Annotated in this window: 17 protein-coding genes and 1 other annotated feature; all 17 genes read right to left on the bottom strand. The window is 55.1% G+C overall.

Features of this window, described 5'->3' with window-relative positions:
- Positions 1–30: 30 nt before the first annotated feature.
- The 17 genes from I2G61_RS03950 to I2G61_RS03870 all read right to left on the bottom strand — a co-directional run bounded on the left by I2G61_RS03950 (position 31) and on the right by I2G61_RS03870 (position 17,470).
- A complete protein-coding gene (locus I2G61_RS03950) occupies positions 31–2,325 on the bottom strand; it encodes a U32 family peptidase (RefSeq protein ID WP_072684462.1) in 2,295 nt (764 codons plus the stop codon).
- Entirely contained in the window at positions 2,322–2,528 is a 207-nt protein-coding gene (locus I2G61_RS03945) for a hypothetical protein (RefSeq protein WP_072684463.1), read from the bottom strand. The genes I2G61_RS03950 and I2G61_RS03945 overlap by 4 nt, the downstream gene beginning before the upstream one ends.
- Positions 2,529–2,560: 32 nt before the next feature.
- Entirely contained in the window at positions 2,561–3,055 is a 495-nt protein-coding gene (locus I2G61_RS03940; protein ID WP_072684464.1) for a DNA-deoxyinosine glycosylase, read from the bottom strand.
- On the bottom strand, positions 3,052–4,356 hold the full coding sequence (locus tag I2G61_RS03935) for an L-serine ammonia-lyase, iron-sulfur-dependent, subunit alpha (RefSeq protein WP_195547940.1): 1,305 nt from the start codon (positions 4,354–4,356) through the stop codon (positions 3,052–3,054). Before I2G61_RS03935 ends, I2G61_RS03940 begins: the two co-directional genes overlap by 4 nt.
- 77 nt (positions 4,357–4,433) lie before the next feature.
- Positions 4,434–5,393, bottom strand: coding sequence for a DNA polymerase III subunit delta (gene holA, locus I2G61_RS03930; protein ID WP_195547939.1), 960 nt, complete (start codon positions 5,391–5,393; stop codon positions 4,434–4,436).
- 8 nt (positions 5,394–5,401) lie between these two features.
- The gene (locus tag I2G61_RS03925) at positions 5,402–7,339 is read right to left on the bottom strand and encodes a ComEC/Rec2 family competence protein (RefSeq protein WP_195547938.1); all 1,938 of its coding nucleotides are present in this window, start codon (positions 7,337–7,339) and stop codon (positions 5,402–5,404) included.
- Positions 7,330–7,803, bottom strand: coding sequence for a helix-hairpin-helix domain-containing protein (locus tag I2G61_RS03920; protein WP_072684468.1), 474 nt, complete (start codon positions 7,801–7,803; stop codon positions 7,330–7,332). The genes I2G61_RS03925 and I2G61_RS03920 overlap by 10 nt, the downstream gene beginning before the upstream one ends.
- Before the next feature lie 49 nt (positions 7,804–7,852).
- Complete coding sequence (gene greA / locus I2G61_RS03915) at positions 7,853–8,323, bottom strand: transcription elongation factor GreA (RefSeq protein WP_006060688.1); 471 nt, start codon at positions 8,321–8,323, stop codon at positions 7,853–7,855.
- Between the two features lie 27 nt (positions 8,324–8,350).
- Positions 8,351–8,980, bottom strand: coding sequence for a uridine kinase (udk, locus tag I2G61_RS03910; protein ID WP_195396978.1), 630 nt, complete (start codon positions 8,978–8,980; stop codon positions 8,351–8,353).
- Positions 8,981–9,007: 27 nt separating this feature from the next.
- Positions 9,008–10,090: an endolytic transglycosylase MltG gene (mltG, locus tag I2G61_RS03905; protein ID WP_006060686.1), complete on the bottom strand. Its 1,083-nt coding sequence runs from the start codon at positions 10,088–10,090 to the stop codon at positions 9,008–9,010.
- The gene (locus I2G61_RS03900; protein WP_039865117.1) at positions 10,071–10,337 is read right to left on the bottom strand and encodes a DUF1292 domain-containing protein; all 267 of its coding nucleotides are present in this window, start codon (positions 10,335–10,337) and stop codon (positions 10,071–10,073) included. The genes mltG and I2G61_RS03900 overlap by 20 nt, the downstream gene beginning before the upstream one ends.
- A gap of 51 nt (positions 10,338–10,388) precedes the next feature.
- Complete coding sequence (gene ruvX, locus I2G61_RS03895) at positions 10,389–10,808, bottom strand: Holliday junction resolvase RuvX (RefSeq protein WP_006060684.1); 420 nt, start codon at positions 10,806–10,808, stop codon at positions 10,389–10,391.
- On the bottom strand, positions 10,808–11,065 hold the full coding sequence (locus I2G61_RS03890) for an IreB family regulatory phosphoprotein (protein WP_006060683.1): 258 nt from the start codon (positions 11,063–11,065) through the stop codon (positions 10,808–10,810). The genes ruvX and I2G61_RS03890 overlap by 1 nt, the downstream gene beginning before the upstream one ends.
- A gap of 56 nt (positions 11,066–11,121) precedes the next feature.
- Positions 11,122–13,743, bottom strand: coding sequence for an alanine--tRNA ligase (gene alaS / locus I2G61_RS03885; RefSeq protein ID WP_072684570.1), 2,622 nt, complete (start codon positions 13,741–13,743; stop codon positions 11,122–11,124).
- A gap of 58 nt (positions 13,744–13,801) precedes the next feature.
- Positions 13,802–14,005: a binding site (T-box leader), on the bottom strand.
- Positions 13,980–15,047 (bottom strand): AI-2E family transporter, encoded by a 1,068-nt coding sequence (locus I2G61_RS03880; protein WP_072684470.1) that lies wholly within the window; start codon positions 15,045–15,047, stop codon positions 13,980–13,982. It overlaps the preceding feature by 26 nt.
- Before the next feature lie 26 nt (positions 15,048–15,073).
- The gene (locus I2G61_RS03875) at positions 15,074–15,229 is read right to left on the bottom strand and encodes a hypothetical protein (protein WP_006060679.1); all 156 of its coding nucleotides are present in this window, start codon (positions 15,227–15,229) and stop codon (positions 15,074–15,076) included.
- 51 nt (positions 15,230–15,280) lie between these two features.
- The gene (locus I2G61_RS03870; protein ID WP_072684471.1) at positions 15,281–17,470 is read right to left on the bottom strand and encodes an ATP-dependent RecD-like DNA helicase; all 2,190 of its coding nucleotides are present in this window, start codon (positions 17,468–17,470) and stop codon (positions 15,281–15,283) included.
- Positions 17,471–17,475 lie beyond the last annotated feature (5 nt).

The raw sequence follows: 17,475 nt of genomic DNA, 5'->3' as shown, positions 1-17,475 counted from the left end.
GATCTTGTTTTCTTTTCAACCAACAGTTCCTTATTCTCCCTGAATCCGGTTGCGGATACGAAGGAAACGTTCAACGATCTGCCGGCTGGCAGCGCCGTCTTCCAGCGTCAGCCGGATCTTCCACGCAGAATGTGGATCCAGCTCGCCGGCTTTGAGCTCAAACGGCGTTTTTTCAAGACAATGACTGTAACAGGCGGCGTCGCCGAAAACGGGATAGAGCTCGCCTTTTTTATTTTTCAGCGCGTAGGCCTGCTGATGACAAAGCTGACAGTTCCGCTTTGTCCCGTCTTTTAACAATCGGTTGACCGGACAAGCCTTGGACACCATCAGATCGCGATAGCCGTAGACGTACTGCACGGTCGGCGCGGAAAATCCGTATTGTTCTTTAAACGCTTCACGAATCGCACTCTGCTGCATTGGATTAATTTCCAGTGAAAACTCCACACCTGCTACCGAAGTCTGGCTGAGCAGCAGCGCCAGCGCTTCGCTGTTGGTCACATTGAAGCCGCTCGTACAGATCAACCGCGTCGTTGTCCGGGTCAGCGTTCCGATTTCCTCGGTCTGTAGCCATTCCGTTTCGCAGCGGGCCGGATGCTCCTGGACCCGCAGCGTTGAGGGCATGATCTGCGGATACGCCTGAATCAGGGCCGGCACGCTGCTGATCAGCTGCACTGGAAGCTCAGCCAACGCTTCCGCCTGTTCGCGGGTTTCAATCTGCACGATCAATCCCGGCAGCGGCTGTTTTTCTTGGATCGTTAAAGGCTGAACAGCCTGACGCTGAAGCTGAGCCCGCTCAGGATAGCGGACAGCTCGCCGCTGCGCAAGTTGATCAAGCGCCTGGCGGCGGGCTTCGTTAATTTGCTGAACTGGCAGAAACAACGCCCCTTCCAGCTGATTGTCGACGCTTTCCAGCTGAAACGGCGTATCGTTCAGCTTGCCCAGCTGCTGGGTTAACCGCCCCGTGTCCAACGGTGCTTTCTGCGCGGGCTGCAGAACTTGTTCCGTCCGGGCCTGCGCCTGAAATCCCATTTCGTCGCAGACGTCCACCTGCATCGGTTCGCCAGCCCGGCCTCGGATCGTAAACCGCACGGCCGTCCGGCGCGCCGGCTGGGCAGACTGCGCCTGGATTTCCTTCATCAGCTCGCTGTCAGTCGTCTGAAGCAAAGCAGCCTCCGGCCGGACTTTCTCCCGCACCGGCAGCTCAATGATCTCGCCCGGCTGTCCCTGGGCGCATAACAAATCATGCTTATAGATGTAATTGGCAATGAAGCCGATATCTTCGCCGTTTTCACGTAAAATCCGCAGTCCGTCGCCCTGATGCAGCGGCGCGGTTAATTTTACCTGGACACGGCCGTTGCGTTGGCTGAGCACCGTGCCGATGCGGATTCCAACGTGATTGGGGCGCAGCGGATTCATCAACGCCGGTCCGCTTTGATGAAACAGATAGCCGGTGGTGAAGCCGCGGTTGAACAACTTCTTTAACCGGATCTGTTCCTCTTCCTCAGAAGCCGGCCGCATTCCGGCCAGAACCGCGTCGATTTTCTCACGGTAAGCCCGCACGACCGCACCGACATATTCCGGCCGCTTCATCCGGCCTTCAATTTTAAAGCTCGTCGCTCCGCTGCGGATCAACTCCTCAACCTGGTCAAGGGTATTGAGATCCATCGGACTTAATAAGTATTCCCCCGGAGCTTCGATGACCCGGCCGCTGTCCCTTTCAACCAGTTGATACGGCAGCCGGCAGGGCTGTGCGCACTGGCCGCGGTTGCCGCTGCGGCCGCCGTTGATGCTGGACATCAGGCATTCGCCGCTGTAACAGACGCACAAGGCGCCGTAGACGAAAATCTCCAGATCCAGCCCTTCCTCAGCGCACTCCCTGACCAGTTCGACCGGGGTTTCCCGCGCCAGCACAGCGCGCTTCATCCCCAGCTGTCTGACCCAGCGCACACCCTCCCGGTTATGGATGTGCATCTGCGTCGAAGCATGCAGCTCAAAATCCGGATAAGCCCGGCGGATCCAGGAAACCAAGCCGAGATCCTGTACGATCAGAGCGTCGACGTCGGTGTGATACAGAAAATCAATCAACGCCTTGGCATCGTCCAGCTCGTTTTCAAAAATCAGCGTGTTGACGGTGACATAGACCTTCACCTCGTGTTGATGACAATAGTGCACCGCCTGACGCAGCTGCTGCTCGTCGAAATTGCCGGCATAGGCCCGCGCGCCGAAGCGCGTCGATCCCAGATAGACCGCGTCCGCCCCGTTGTTGACGGCGGCGATCAGCGCGTCCATGCTGCCCGCCGGCGCTAAAAGTTCCGGGCGTTTCATCCCAGAACTCCTTTAATGATCAGCGAAATCCCTAATATAGCTAACGGAATGCCCAGCCACAGACCGATCAGCGTCGCGCACAGCATCAAACCCAGCGCGCAGACGGCTAACCCCAAAATGATGGTGATCAGCTTGCCGCATAAGGACAATACCAGTCCTGTCAGCCAGAATACCAGTTTAAACGGCCATAATAAAATTCCCATGCCATGTCCTCCTTTGGAACTTCAATTTTTCTCTAAAGCTCAAACAGAAACCGATAGGCTTCGATCAGCTGCTCGAACGACACCGCGGCGTTGGCGGGCGAGGTGGAAGGCAGCACGATCGCTTCGATGCCGGTTTTCGGCTGAGCGTATTTCTGATAGCAGCGGCCGGCGGTCTTGCCGGTCGTCACAATGGTTTTGATTTCCGTTTCCGCAAGCAGCCGGTTGAAATCGTTGGCGGTGACGTCGCGGATACTGGCGTCGCTGCTGCCGGTAATCGTGCAGCTGGCGATCACATCCCACAACGCGAAGTGCCGGCGGTGCAGAAAGGCCACGCGCTGCGCCGTGGTATCCAGCGGACTTCCGTCCAGCGCCGCCATGACCGGCCAGAACCGGTTGCGCGGATGAGCGTAATAGAACGCCTGCTGACGCGAGGCGACCGAAGGCAGCGATCCGAGAATCAGCACCCGGCTGTGCGCGTCGTAGATCGGCGCGAACGGATGCACGACGGTCTGCGCCGCGTTGTTCATAGATCGAACCGGATCGGCGAAGCCAGCACGTCGTTTTCCATGACGGCTTCCTCAACGATCAGATGACCGTCCAGACAGGAAGGATGTTCCTCAGGTACAATCTGCACCTCTTTGGCTAAGCCGCCAAGCGAGGTTTCCTTAAGTTCAATCGGCAGATGTTTGCCGGTATAGTTCATCGTTTTGACAACGACGTCGAAGCTGACGCGGTTCTTTTTAATCCGGCTCATCGTGCGAGCAAGCGACATCGCGTCCAAGGCGCGCAGGACTGCGACAGCGTTGCGTTCGATGCACGGAATGATGACATAGCCGCCAACCGGATCACACGTTAATCCAAGGTGGTGCTCCATGCCGATTTCCGCGGCGTATTCGATCTGACCGCAGTTCATGCCGTTAAGATAGGCGGCTGCGGCCGCAGCCATCGCGCAGGCTGCGCCGATCTCTGCCTGACAGCCGCCGACCGCACCGGAAATCGTGGCGTTGGTTTTGATCAGATCCCCGAACAAACCCGCCACTGCCAGCGCTTTGACCAGCTTGCCGCGGGTGATCTGCTGATCGTTATAATAGTAATACATCAAGGCCGCCATGACGCCGCAGGAGCCCAATGTCGGCGCAGTGACGACGGTGCCGGCCGAAGCGTTCTGTTCGCTGGCCGCATAGGCATAGGCCGCCAGCTTCATCTTCGTCCGTTCCGCTTCATCCTCGATCGTTCCCGCCTGTAAAAGCATTGCCTTCGCTGCGCGTTCCATCTTCAACCGTCCCGGCAAGACGCCGCTGGCCTGCAGACCTTCCTTTACGGAAGCGAGCATCGCGGTCAGAATCTTATCCAGATACGGCTCCAGTCCGGCTTCCGCCCGCAGCGCGTATTCTGCAAAACCGATCTTTTCTTTGTCGCAGATTTCACGGATCGCCTGCATCGAATTTTCCGGATAGACGTTTTCACCCGTTTCCAGATGCTTTTCTAAAATTTTAATCGAACCGCCGCCGACAGAGAAAACCGTCCATTTTGCCAGCAGCTGATGATCCCGGTTGTAGCCGCGGATATAAAAGCCGTTGGGAAAGCTTTCCTTCCAGTCCTTTAAAAAGAAGATTGTCGTCTTCGCCGGCTCAAAGGTCTTGCGGATGATATAATCTGTCAGATGACCTTTGCCGGTTAACGACAGCGAGCCGTACAGCTCGACTTCGACATGGTGCAGTTGCTCGCCGTATTCCGCCTTATACAGCTGGCAGGCCCGCTGCGGTCCCAGCGTATGCGAACTGCTGGGACCCGGGCCGATTTTATAAAGTTCCTTTAATGAATCCATCGTAACACTCCCTTTATTCTTTCAGCGTATGAAAACACGCGGATTCTGACTGTTTCTCTGGTGATTTCACAGATTTTTTAGTGCGCGGCTTTGATTAAGAACATTTCAAAGCCCAGCCTGCGGTCCAGCGTCCCGCTTTTAAACCGCTGATCAAGCTCGGCTAAATCGTTCAGAATTTCCAATAACCGTTCGGAATTCAGCCGGGCTACGGCTTCATGCGCTTTCTTGACGCGGAAAGGATGAACCTTCAGCTGCTGAGCGATCATCGATTCGCTCATCCGCCGATCGCTGAGCATGCGCACCTGCGCCATCAGGCGAAACTGCGAAGCCAGCAGGGCGACGAGGTAAATCGGATCCTTGTTCAGGGAATCCAGATCGTGCCAAAGATGCATCGCCTGTTTTAAATCATGCGTGATGACGGCGTTGACCAGATGAAATACATCCTCGTCCAACGGCCGGCTGACCAGATGCACGATGTCGTCGCGGCTGATCTTCGTTCCAAACAGCGTCAGCTTGATCAGCTCCTGATGGAAGCTTTCTAAATCAAGCGGCAGCCGCTGCATCAGCTCGTCCATCGCTTCGCGCGACAGGATCAGCTGGTGCGCTGATAGCTGTTGATTGACATACGAACGAAACTCGCGTTCATCAAGCCGCTTCATCGTGAACACCCGGCACGTTTTTACAGCCAGCTTGACCAGCTTCTTGCGCTGATCCAGACTTTCAAACTCACCGCAGAAAATTAAATCGGTGCTCGGGCAACTGTGATTGAGGTAGTCCTCCAGCGCTTTGCCGTCCTTCTCGTTTAACGATCCGCTTGTCGTTAAAAAGACCGGATTGCGCACGACGACGGTTTTCTTTTCCGCAAAGAACGGAATTGTCCAGGCGTCTTCCAGAACTGCACGAAGCTGAAAATCGGCGTTGCCTGTTTCGTAGACCACCGTGTTCATGCCCGTGTTTTCCGGATCGTTCGCTTTCAGCAGCTCGTCCAGTTTTTTCTTCAGCCGATACGTTTCCGACCCGTACAATAAATAGTTCATCGAATCACCTACCCTATTATAGCAAATCCCCGGCGCGCGGTAAAAAGGAAATTACAAATCGGCGTCACGATAATCCGGATATCGCCTTCCTGCTTCGTATCGAACATCCCGATCCGGCAGTCTTCCAGGCGCTGCATGACCTCGGGATGGGGATGTTGGTAGCGGTTATTGCGGCCGCTGGAATTCAGCGCCACAATCGGTCTCAGCGTTTGCAGCCAACGCGCGCAGCTGGATGTGCGGCTGCCGTGATGCCCGAGCTTGACGATATCCGCGCGCAGGCCGGGAATCTGATCCAGAATTTTCTGTTCAATTTCAGCCGGGGCGTCCCCGCTCAGAATCATCGTCAGATCCTGCATCCGCAAAAGCAGCACCAGCGATCCCTCGTTCCCCTGCCGCGTTTCACTGTCAGGATTCAGATTGAAAATCGTTAAGCCATGCAGGGTCAGCGGTTCGGTCATCGTCTCGATCACCTGCGCGGGTTGATAGGCTTCGATTAAAGCCTCCTTGTTGCCGCTGTGATCATCGTCCTCATGCGTTAAGATCAGCGCGTCCAGCCGCCGCACGCCCTCGCCTTGAAGCATTGCTTCAACCTGATCCAGCGCCGCCGGCTTGCCGGTATCAATCAAAAGATTGCCCTGATTGTACGGCAGGCGGATCAGGATGCTGTCGCCCTGACCGACGTCGATCAGCGTCAGACTGGCCCACGGATGCCACCAGCCCAACAGCGTCCAGATCCCGATCAGCCCGCAAAAAAGAATCATCCGCACGCGCTTGGAGAACACCCCGGCAAGCCCGGCCAGAATCACAATCAGCCACGACAGCTGCCCCGGCAGCTCCCCGCCCCAGCCTGACACCTGATCCAACAGACCGGCGAGGCTCACGCTGAAGGACAGAAACGGCGTAAAGACAAGCCCGGCCAGAGAGCCAAGCGTACACAGCGCCAGGCCCCAGCGCAACACGCGCATCCCAAGCACCATCATGGGATTCACGGCATGAAACAGGAAGCTCTGCATTGTCCAGCTCAGCGTAAAACGGGCGGTTCGCGGCGCGGAGCGAGCGGGAAACATAGCGAGCAGCGCAAACGCGAACGGAAGCAGAAAGGCCGCTGTCGCGACCCTTCGCGGCGCTAACAGCGCCAATAACAGCCATTTGGTTTTAAACGTTTCGATTTTATCGCGATGGGGATTCAGCCGGAAGCCTTCGCTGAGCACCAGACGAACCAGAGGATAGGGAAAATGCAGTATCGCGGCGATGCCCAGCACGGTCCCCAAGCGGATCCTTCGCACGCTCCGGTCCGTCAAGAACCAGCCGCAGATCATTCCCAGGCCCTGAATCAGCACGCTGATTTGAAATCCGCAGCGAAGCAAGATCGCCAGTCCGCCTTCTTCCTCATTCACACCCAGAATCAGCTTGCCTGCCAGCGCCCGGGCAGCCGGATCGCGGATCGCTTCAATGCGGCGGTAAAGAAAAGCCCGCAGTGTTTTCCCGGCGCTTACGATCTTAACGGTTTTGGCAAACACGCGGCCGTTAAGCTTTTCCCGCAGCGACCAGGCTTTCGCATCGAAACCATAGAACGAATAATTTTCTTCAAATAGGCTGCTTTCCCCTTCGACCTCGACCTGATCGTCTAACCCGGGGCGATTTTCGCTGATCACCTGAAAGCGGCCTTGAGAATTTTCGAGGATAAAGCTGTTGGCGGAAACCGCGCTCACCGTGCCGCTGATCCGTGGTGCAGTGAGCGCCGGCGACGGTTTCAGCTGCCAGAACAGAATGACAAGAACCGAGGACAGCCAGAAAAACAGAAACTTCCGCTGCTTCGGGCGGGCGGAGACCAGCACGAAGACCAGGCTGAAAAGCAGGCCGGTTTTCTGCACAGGGAGCGGCAGACACAGACTGATCACGACGCAAACCAGCCACCGCAGCGCGTCAGTGTCGTTTATAAGCATATAAACTCCTTCAGCGCTTCCCATTTCTTCTGCTTGATGCCCGGCACCTGCATCAGATCTTCCAACGTTTGAAACAAACCATGCTCCGCGCGGTAAGCCACGATCTTTTCCGCCGTCGCCTGCCCCACTCCCGGCAGCTGCGTCAGCTGCTCGGCGGATGCGGTGTTGATCGAAATCCGCGGCGTTTCCTGGAAATGGGGAATCTGGATCACGTCGTGATCCTTGACGATCATCGTCATTGAAAACGGCGAGAGGTCCGCGTCGTCCAACAGCGTCACCTGGTCCAGCAATTCGCCCAGCTCGGTGTAGGGCGGACATTCCAGGGTGACCGGCTCCCGCACAGCCCCCTCGATCGTCACGGTAATCGGCTGCCCGCGCATAGCCTCCAAATCGACGACGCGCTGCGGAATCAGCGGCAGAAGCAGAAAAACGAAACAAAAAATAAGCAGGAACTCTTTTCTCATAAGATCACCTGCTTATTCTATTGCGCAAATTGTTAAAAATCCTGTTTTTTTACCGAATCTCTAAAATCTTTACCTGATACGGCTCGTCGACCAGAACTTCAACGGTCTGACCAACTTTGTGTTCCAGAATTGCTTCCGCCAGCGGCGTGACGTTGGACAGCTTGCCGTTGAGCGGATCCGCTTCTACGGAACCCACGATTGTGAACTCGTCAATCTGATGCGTGTCGAGTTCTTCGATCTTAACGGTTGAGCCGATTTTCGCAACCCGTACCGAGCCCTGCTTATCGTCGATGATTTCGATATTGTTAAGCATGACTTCCAGCTCGCGGATCCGGGCTTCAACCTGAGCCTGACGATCCCGCGCGGCATCGTAGTCGGCGTTTTCAGACAAGTCGCCCTGCGCCCGGGCGGCCTTTAAATCTTCAATGACTTCCTGACGAACGACATGGATCAGGTTTTCCTGTTCCTTTTTTAATTCTTCAAGACCTTCTTGAGTTACATAAATTTTATCATCTGCCATTGGTTTTCTCACTCCTTAGCTCGGCTATTATAGCATATTTGGACTGATGATGCTACTGATTTTTGTCTTCAGCAGATCGATCGCAACGATGTTGCTTCCGCCCTCGGGGATGATCACGTCGGCATACCGTTTGGACGGTTCGATAAACTGCTCGTGCATCACCCGCACGGTTTCTGTGTATTGATTAACGACCGACTGCAGCGTTCTTCCGCGTTCCTCAACATCCCGCAAAAGCCGCCGGATAAAGCGGATATCGGCATCGGTATCGACGTACACCTTAATGTTTAAGCGCTTGCGCAGCTCCGGTTCCTCCAGCACAAACAGCCCCTCGAGCACGACGACATCGCATGGCTCGATCACTTCCGTAACAGTGCTGCGGGTATGCTGGACAAAGTCGTAAACCGGCTTCTCAATCGCTTGCCCGGCTAACAGGGCGTCGATCTGTTCGATCATCAGCGCGTGATCGAAGGCAAACGGATGATCATAATTCGTTTTTACCCGCTCCGCCATCGTTTTCTGCGACTGGTCTTTGTAATAATCGTCCTCGCGGATGATCACGACCGACCGCGTCTGTTCAAATTCTTCCTTCAGACACTGGGCAATCGTCGTTTTGCCCGACGCGCTGCCGCCGGCGATGCCGATCAATAACGGCTTCATCTTCCCTCACCTCTTCCTGACTGACGTTTATTTTAAATACTTGCGGACATTGGCCTGATGCTCGGCGTAGGTCTTGGCGTAATACACCGTGCCGTCACCCTTCACATCGGCCATGAAATACAGGTAATCGCTGGCCTGCGGCTGCAGGACCGCCTGAATCGCATCGCGTCCCGGATTGAGAATCGGGCCGGGCGGCAAACCTTCGACGCGGTAGGTGTTATACGGGGAATCAAAGTCCGGATTGACCTCGCACGCCATCCAGTCGTCGTCTTTTTCCTTATCTATCGCATAGCACACGGTGACGCTCGACTGCAGCTTCATGCCGGCGGCCAGACGGTTGTAGAACACGCCCGCGACCAGCTGCATATCGCTCGGCTTGGCCGCTTCATACTGAACAATCGAAGCCAGCGTAAACAGCTGGTGCACGCTCAGCTGCGACTGCGCGAACTGATCCGCAAACTCATTGTAAACCTTCAGCGTCTGATCCAGTATCTTGCGGGTAATCTGATCGGCGTCGGCGTCGACAAAGAAATTGTAGGTTTCCGGAAACAGATAGCCTTCTAATAAAATCCGGCTGTCCGCGTTGAAGATTTCCTCGGTTAAAAACGGATAATCACTCATCAGCGAACGAACATAGCTTTCATCGTTCCACAGCGCCAACATTTCATCCTTGCTGCAGCGCGTCGTCTCGCCGATTTTTTCAGCGATATGCTTCGCCCAGTCGCCCTCGATGAACGTTAAGCGCGTGTCGTTAACGACCGCCCCGTGGGAATCGTTGAGCACTTCAAAAATCTCCCGGACTTCCCAGCTCGGATCCAAGATGTACGTGCCGGCTTTGATGTTCGTCAGCTTCGCCAGCTTGACACTGATCTTCGCCGCCCAGCCGCTGCGGATCACGCCCTGATCTTCCAGGTTCTTAATGACCCGGTTGAGCGATTCGCCCTGACTGACGGTAAAGGTGATCTGTTCGCTTTCCGAAGCGGCCGGCTTCAGCTGACCGTTGTAAAAGAAAATCCCGCCCAGAACCAGGCCGGCGCATACGACCAGCACGATCAGTACGGCGGCCAGTCCGTTATTCTTTTTGCGCCGTTTATTCTTCGACTTCGGCATCGTCTAATTCCTCGACAAAAGCCCCGAAGACTTCCTCGATCATGCTCCACTCCTCGGGATCCTCAACCGGTTCCATTTCGCCCTCGTCGGTGTAGCTGCAGGCGAAAACCTCGCCTTCCTCATCCTTCGGATCGGTGAACAGCACATAGCTTTTGCTGCGGCTGTCGTCGTCGAAGGTGAACAGGATTTCCATTTCTGTTTCCGTGCCGTCTTCTTCCGTAATTAAAATTTTATTTGATTCCAACATCGCTTTTTCCTCCTTTTTGCGATTCAAATGAAAGAGTGCATTGCTGCACTCTTAGCGCTTCTGATCTAAATAACTCTGCAGGATTTGCACTGCCGCCATCTGATCGATCACCGCTTTGCGCTTTTTGCGGGAAACGTCCGCAGAGATTAAGATTCGCTCGGCCGCCGCCGTCGTCAGCCGTTCATCCTGCAAGATGACCGGCAGGCCGCAGGCTGCTTCCAGCTTCGCCTTGAAATCCAGCGATATCTGGCCGCGGATCCCGACATCGCCGTTCATGTGCTTCGGCAGGCCCAGTACAAACTTCACTGCACCCAGCTCCTTCGCCAGCTGCACCGCCCGGGCGCAGGCCGCGTCGTAATCGTCATCCGCAAACCGGAACGTTTCCACGGTCCGGGCAATCATGCCCAGGGGATCGGAAACCGCGATGCCCAGCGTGCGGCTGCCCAGGTCCAGCCCCATGATCCGTTCCATTACTTTTCTTCCAGGTAGGAACGCACCAGTTCCTCGATGATTTCGTAACGCTCGACCGACTGAATGATGCTGCGGGCGTTGTGATGCGAGGAAATGTAGGCCGGATCATTGGAAATCAGATACCCTGCCAGCTGGTTCACTGCATTGTAGCCTCGTTCTTCGAGCGCTTCTTTTGTCAGCCGGAGCACCTGCTTGATGTTATCTCTGCGGATCTCCTCTGACTTAAAAGACATCGTTTCGGTAATTTGTTTTGACATGGATATCCCTCCTTGAATTCATTTTAGCGTAAACTGCGGAAATTGGAAAGGGATTTTCAAAGTTTTGAGCGAATCAGCGCAAAGACTTCGTCCACTTTGGAACCATCCTTGCCGCCCGACTGCGCCATGTCCGGCCGGCCGCCGCCGTTGCCCTGGCTCATCTGGGCCGCCATTTTCACGAAATCTCCGGCTTTTATGCCCTTGGCGATCGCTTCCTTGCTGCAGGCGCAGACATAGGTGACCTTGCCTTCCGAAGGATTGGCTAAGAAGATGAAAGATTTTTCACACTTATTGCGCAGCGTTTCCGCCAGATTCTTCATCGCCTGTCCGTCAAGTCCGGAAACCTCTTCCAGAATGATATTCAGACCGTTGACCGCTTCCGCATGATTGACCATGTCGTCTGCTTTTAAGACCATCATTTTCTGGTTCAGCTGCCCGATTTCTTTTTTCAGCGCCGCGTTTTCTTCCAGCACGCCCGCAACCTTTTCACTGACGCCGTTAAGGCTGTTCATCTTCAGCTGCGCGGCAATCGTTTTTAACACGTCCTGCTCGCTGACAAACTCCTGATAAGCCGCATAGCCAGTCTTGGCGGTGATCCGGCGAATGCCGGAGCCGATGCTTTCTTCGCTGACGATTTTGAACACACCGATATCCTGCGTATTGTGGACATGCGTGCCGGCGCACAGTTCCTTGGAAACCTCGCCCATGGATACGACGCGGACTTCATCGCCGTATTTTTCATCAAACAGCGCGATCGCGCCGGAATGTTTGGCTTCTTCAATCGCCATGACTTCGGTATGGACCGGAAATTTCGCCATGACAAATTCGTTGACCAGCGCTTCGACTTCCTTTAACTGCTGATCGCTGACCTTTTCAAAATGCGTGAAGTCGAACCGCGCGTAATCCTGGCAGACATAAGAGCCGGCCTGGGCGATGTGATTGCCGACGATCTTCTTCAGCGCGCTCTGCATCAGATGGACGCAGGAATGGTTGGCCATCGTGCGGATCCGGCGCTGGACGTCGACCTGCAGCTGCAGCTTCATGCCTTCCTTCAGCACGCCGTCGACGACTTTCACATGATGCATAAACTGCTTGTGCGGCGCTTTCTTGACGTCGAGCACTTCGCAATCCGCTTCGTCGCAGCGCATCGTGCCGCCGTCGGCCACCTGTCCGCCGCTTTCGGCGTAGAAGCAGGAACGGTCGAGGATGACCTCGCCCTCGTCTTCCAGTATCGCGACGCGCACGCCGTTTTTAAACAATCCGGTGATCGTTCCGGTATCGCTCATTGTTTCATAGCCCGTGAATTCAAACGGCGCCGTGAAATCCATCAGATCCGCCGACTGGCTGGCCATCGACTGCGCGTCTTCACGCGCGGCCCGGGCACGTTCACGCTGCTTCGCCATCTGCGCCTCAAAGCCTTCCTCGTCGATCGTATAACCGCGCTCGCCGGCGATTTCTTTCGTCAGCTCCAGCGGGAAGCCGTAGGTATCGTACAGCTTGAAGACGACCTCGCCGCTCAAGGTTTTCGCCGCTTCGGCTTTGGCCAGCTCCTCATTGAGCAGCTTTTCACCGTTGGCCAGCGTCGAGTGGAACGCTTCTTCCTCATTCTTAACCAGCTTGGCGACAAATTCCGACTTTTCTAACAGATACGGATAAAAATCCTTCATGTTGTCGGCGACGACGTCGACCAGCTTGTACATAAACGCGCCGTTAATGCCTAATTTAATACCGTAGCGAACCGCCCGGCGCAGCACCCGGCGCAGCACGTAGCCGCGGCCCTCGTTGGAGAACATCGCGCCGTCGCTCAGCGCGAAGGTCACGGTGCGGATATGGTCGGCAATGACGCGGTACGCCATTTTATATTCACCTTCATACGGATGCTTGGCGAGCTTTTCCGCCGCGCGGATGATCGGCAGGAACAGGTCGGTATCAAAGTTCGTTTCCCCTTCCTGGATGATCGAAACTAACCGTTCCAGTCCCATGCCGGTATCAATGTTCTTGTGCGGCAGCTCTTTATACAGCTTGCGGTCCGTTCCCGGCCGGCAGTCAAACTGACTGAACACGACGTTCCAGACTTCGATGTAGCGGTCGTTCTCCATTTCTTCAAAGAACAGCTTTTCGCCTAACCCCTCCGGGTCATACTTTTCGCCGCGGTCATAGAAAATCTCGCTGTCCGGTCCGCCCGGCCCTTCGCCGATCTCCCAGAAGTTATCTTCGGTTTTTAAGATATGGCTTGGATCGACGCCGCACACCTCGGTCCAGATGCGGTAAGCTTCCTCATCGTCCGGATAGACAGTGACATACAGCTTGTTTTTGTCAAAGCCGATCCACTTTGGCGAGGTTAAAAATTCCCAGGCGAACGGGATCGCGTCCGCTTTGAAGTAATCGCCGATCGAGAAGTTGCCGAGCATCTCAAAGAACGTATGATGCCGGGCAGTCTTGCCAACGTTTTCGATATCGTTGGTGCGGATCGACTTCTGCGCGTTGGCGATCCGGTTGCAGGCCGGCTTCTCGCTGCCGTCGAAATATTTTTTCAGCGCCGCGACGCCCGCATTGATCCACAACAGCGTCGGATCGTTATGCGGGATCAGCGAAGCTCCCGGTTCAATCATGTGACCTTTGGATTGGAAGTAGTCCAGAAACATCTGGCGTACCTGGTTGCCTGTTAATTCTTTCATGTTTGTTTCTTCCTTTCTTTGTCTGATGCGTCTGCCAAAATAAAAAGCGCCCTGAAACTCCAGGAACGCTTTACTCACGCGGTACCATCCTGATTCATTTCTTTTCTTCAAAAGAAATGCCCTCATTTCTCTTTAACGCAGAGCACACGTTGCTTTGGGCAAACTCGGAAGCGGCTTCGATCAGATTCCATGAAAACTTGCACCGCCGTTTTCTCTCTGCAATGGAACAGCCTGATCTACTCTTCTTCGTCATCGTTTTCAAAACTATCGAAATTATACCACACTGTTTCCCACGTGCCAACTGTTTCCGTGCATTTTGCGAAAAGATAGCTGCGGTAGGCCAGCTGTACAATCGCGGCCAGGATCGGCGCCAGAATGATCCCGATCATGCCGAAGAAACAACCCCCGGCCAATAGCGCGATCAGCGTATAAACCGGCCGCAGGTTCATGACCTTTTTGAAGATCAGCGGCTGCACCCAGTTGGCTTCAATCTGCTGGATCAGCCACAACAAGACACCCAATACCCACGGGATCTGACCGGTTGCGAAATATTGCGCAAGCAGGATCACGATCTGACCGACCGTTGCGCCCAGATAGGGAATCAGATTGAACAGCGCAAGCATGATCGCGTAGAATACGGCGTTGGGTACGCTGAAGATCAACAACAGCACCGACACGGTGATCATTAAAAACAACAAATCCAGCGCCAAGCCGCGCAGATAGTGGTAGACGACGCGCGAGCTGGTTTTGTAGAAAAGCAGCCAGTGCTGATAGGACGGAAGCCGTTTTTTGAGAATGCGCCCGAAGGCTTCCATGTCCAGCGCAATGAAATACGCACCTAAAAAGCTGACGCCGAAAAACGACAGCCGGTCGACGGCGCTGCGGGTCGCGCTCATCGCCGCCTCATAGCCGGCCGTGAATACGCCATGCCAATCCAGCTGCCCGGCCCAGTGAAAGAACTCGGTCGCCGCCAGCTGTTCTCTTAACCGGCCCGCTTCGCCCAGCAGCTGCGACCCCTGCTCCATCACTAACGGCACCATCATGCCGATGCCCAGAACCAACAGCCCGAGGAAACCGAAGTACACCAGCGAACAGCTGATCCCCCGGGGAAACGGCAGTTTCTCGACAAACGGCTCAAACAGAAACACGATCAGACAGGAGAACAACAGCGGCGACAGCGCATGGAAGACGGCCATCAGCACAACATCCCAGCCTAACATTCTGAGCACGATCATCACGATCAGCACGCAGCCAAACAGCTGCAGCCAGCGTTTCCAATCCGTTCGTTCAAACAGGTCTTTCATAAAAGAGAAACCCCGCAACGACGGGGTTAGTGTTCAAGATCCATCTGGTGCATTTTGCGGATCAGCTTCTTTTTACATTTGCAGGCCTTGTAATAAGCGTCGTCGAGTTCATCTTCATTCGCAAACGCGACCACCATGCCGGCAGCCATACCGGCCATGAAACCGAATAACCATTTTTTCATACGTTCCACTCCTTTTGGTGTTAGTATGTCCGCAAGCGGATAAACTTATGCTTAAAATTCCGGATTCAGCATCGCCGCGATCCGCCGGGTAAGCGTCGTTGAGCGCAAATGATGTTCCTGGCTGGCAATCCCGCGGATCAACGCGTCCTTCTCGCCTAAGAGAACCAGTGATTTTTTAGCGCGGGTGACGCCGGTATAGATCAGCCGCCGCTGAAGCATGATCCCATAATCACGCACGACCGGCATGATGACGATCGGATATTCGCTGCCCTGGGATTTATGCACGGAAATGCAGTAGGCGTGCGAAATGTTGAGCAGGTTATCCGAGGTGTATTCAACGAGAATTCCTTCGAAGTCGACGATCAGCCGGTTTTTGCCGGCTTCGTCCTCATTGGCGTAAACGATTTCCACGAGCATGCCGATATCGCCATTGTAGACGTCGTCATCCGGCTGGTTTTTTAATTGTAAAATTTTGTCGCCCTCGCGGAAGGTGCGGTAGCCCACCTTCCATTCACGCTTGCCCTTCTCCGGCGGATTCAGGCATTGCTGCAAAGCGGCGTTCAGCCGGTCGATCCCGGCCGGTCCGTTGTATTTGCTGGCCAGCACCTGAATGTCCTGAATATCGTAGCCCTTGTTGAGCGCCGACTGAACGACGTTGATGACCTGATCCTTGATCTCGTAAAGTCCGACCGGGAAAAACGCCACGTCGCCATGACAGTCCAGTTCCTCCGTCTGGCCCTGACGGATCTGATGCGCCAGCGTGATCACGTCGCTGCCCTCGCTCTGGCGGAAGATCCGTTCCAGCCGGACTAACGGAAACAGCTCGGAGGTGATTAAATCCTTCAAGACGCAGCCGCAGCGGACCGAAGGCAGCTGATCCTCGTCGCCGATGATGCACAGCTTCTTGACATGCACCGAGGCTTTGCACAGCGCCGCGAACAGCCAGCTGTCGACCATGGAAAATTCGTCGATGATCAACAGATCGACGATCAGCGGATCCTGTTCCGTCTTGGTAAACGTATTCGATTCCAGATCCCAGCCCAACAAACTGTGGATCGTAAACGTATCGGTTTCCGTCAGCTCAGCCAGCCGTTTCGCTGCCCGTCCGGTCGGGGCGCAGCAGGCGATCCGCTGGTACGGATACAGTTTTTTAAACAACGCGGTCAACGCCCGCACAACGGTTGTCTTGCCCGTTCCCGGGCCGCCGGTCAGGATCATCGCGTCATGTTCAAAAAACGTGTGGATCGCCTCCAGCTGCGCTTGATCGTAGGTGATCGCCAGCTTTTCCTGCAGCGCATCCAGCTCAAACTGCAGCGTTTCGGGATCGACCGGTTCCAGTTCTTCAAACGGAAACAGCGTCAGAAACTGCGCGATCTGGACCTCCGCGTCATATTGATCGACATGATAGATCCGCCCTTCTTCTTCCACTAACCGTCTTTGTAAAAGCAGCGATTCCAGCAGTTCGTCAAAATCATAGGTCAGACCGGCGCACTGACGTTTCATCTGATGCGCCAGTCCTTCGCGGCTGACAAACGTATCGCCGCTCTGCATGTTCATCTGATCGACCAGCGCCACCATCGCCGCTTCCAGCCGGCGCGGATCCTCCAGCTCAAAGCCCAGCGACATCGCGACCTTGTCCGCCGTCGCAAACCCGATGCCGTCGACCTCATCGACCATCCGATACGGATTTTCCTGGATTTTCTCAACCGCTTCCTTACCGTAGATCCGCTCCAGCTTCATGACGTTGCGCATCCCCAGACCATGAGCGACAAAGAACTGGATCAGATTTTCCAGATCGTCGTCGCTTTCTTTTAACCCTTCCAGAATCGCTGTCCGGCGCTTGCTCGTCATTTTCGGCACGCTGTCCAGCACAGTTGGGTCGTTTTTAATCCGATGAATCGCGTCTTTACCAAGGGCCGCCACAATCGTTTCGGCATATTTTTTGCCGATGCCCTCAAATAACGGACCGGACAGAAAACGAATCAGGGAATCCTCGTCGTCCGGCATGACGCGATGGAAGGTCTCAACCTGAAACTGCATTCCATAGCGGGGATGATCGACATAGCTGCCGCTTAACTCCATCAGCGCATCCTCGCTGAACACCGGCAGATACCCGGTGATCGTCACCTGCCGCTGCTGCAGATCATCAACGATAAAACGAGCGACAGTGTAGCCGTTGTCGTCGTTGCGGAAGACGATCTGCTTCAGTTTGCCGCGGATGACGTCGCGTTCCTCACTCATTTCCC

Source organism: Holdemania sp. 1001095H_141210_F2 (assembly GCF_015558105.1).
Taxonomy (GTDB): domain Bacteria; phylum Bacillota_I; class Bacilli_A; order Erysipelotrichales; family Erysipelotrichaceae; genus Holdemania.
The sequence above is the reverse complement of the archived record's forward strand: the minus strand, read 5'-3'. Positions and strand labels throughout refer to the sequence as shown.

Coding starts and splice junctions, on each gene's coding strand:
- I2G61_RS03935 (WP_195547940.1), bottom strand. CDS start 4,356: ATGGATTCATTAAAGGAACTTTATAAAATCGGCCCGGGTCCCAGCAGT.
- I2G61_RS03945 (WP_072684463.1), bottom strand. CDS start 2,528: ATGGGAATTTTATTATGGCCGTTTAAACTGGTATTCTGGCTGACAGGA.
- holA (WP_195547939.1), bottom strand. CDS start 5,393: ATGAACTATTTATTGTACGGGTCGGAAACGTATCGGCTGAAGAAAAAA.
- alaS (WP_072684570.1), bottom strand. CDS start 13,743: ATGAAAGAATTAACAGGCAACCAGGTACGCCAGATGTTTCTGGACTAC.
- I2G61_RS03925 (WP_195547938.1), bottom strand. CDS start 7,339: ATGCTTATAAACGACACTGACGCGCTGCGGTGGCTGGTTTGCGTCGTG.
- I2G61_RS03900 (WP_039865117.1), bottom strand. CDS start 10,337: ATGTTGGAATCAAATAAAATTTTAATTACGGAAGAAGACGGCACGGAA.
- I2G61_RS03950 (WP_072684462.1), bottom strand. CDS start 2,325: ATGAAACGCCCGGAACTTTTAGCGCCGGCGGGCAGCATGGACGCGCTG.
- I2G61_RS03875 (WP_006060679.1), bottom strand. CDS start 15,229: ATGAAAAAATGGTTATTCGGTTTCATGGCCGGTATGGCTGCCGGCATG.
- mltG (WP_006060686.1), bottom strand. CDS start 10,090: ATGCCGAAGTCGAAGAATAAACGGCGCAAAAAGAATAACGGACTGGCC.
- I2G61_RS03890 (WP_006060683.1), bottom strand. CDS start 11,065: ATGTCAAAACAAATTACCGAAACGATGTCTTTTAAGTCAGAGGAGATC.
- I2G61_RS03940 (WP_072684464.1), bottom strand. CDS start 3,055: ATGAACAACGCGGCGCAGACCGTCGTGCATCCGTTCGCGCCGATCTAC.
- I2G61_RS03870 (WP_072684471.1), bottom strand. CDS start 17,470: ATGAGTGAGGAACGCGACGTCATCCGCGGCAAACTGAAGCAGATCGTC.
- I2G61_RS03880 (WP_072684470.1), bottom strand. CDS start 15,047: ATGAAAGACCTGTTTGAACGAACGGATTGGAAACGCTGGCTGCAGCTG.
- udk (WP_195396978.1), bottom strand. CDS start 8,980: ATGAAGCCGTTATTGATCGGCATCGCCGGCGGCAGCGCGTCGGGCAAA.
- greA (WP_006060688.1), bottom strand. CDS start 8,323: ATGGCAGATGATAAAATTTATGTAACTCAAGAAGGTCTTGAAGAATTA.
- ruvX (WP_006060684.1), bottom strand. CDS start 10,808: ATGGAACGGATCATGGGGCTGGACCTGGGCAGCCGCACGCTGGGCATC.
- I2G61_RS03920 (WP_072684468.1), bottom strand. CDS start 7,803: ATGAGAAAAGAGTTCCTGCTTATTTTTTGTTTCGTTTTTCTGCTTCTG.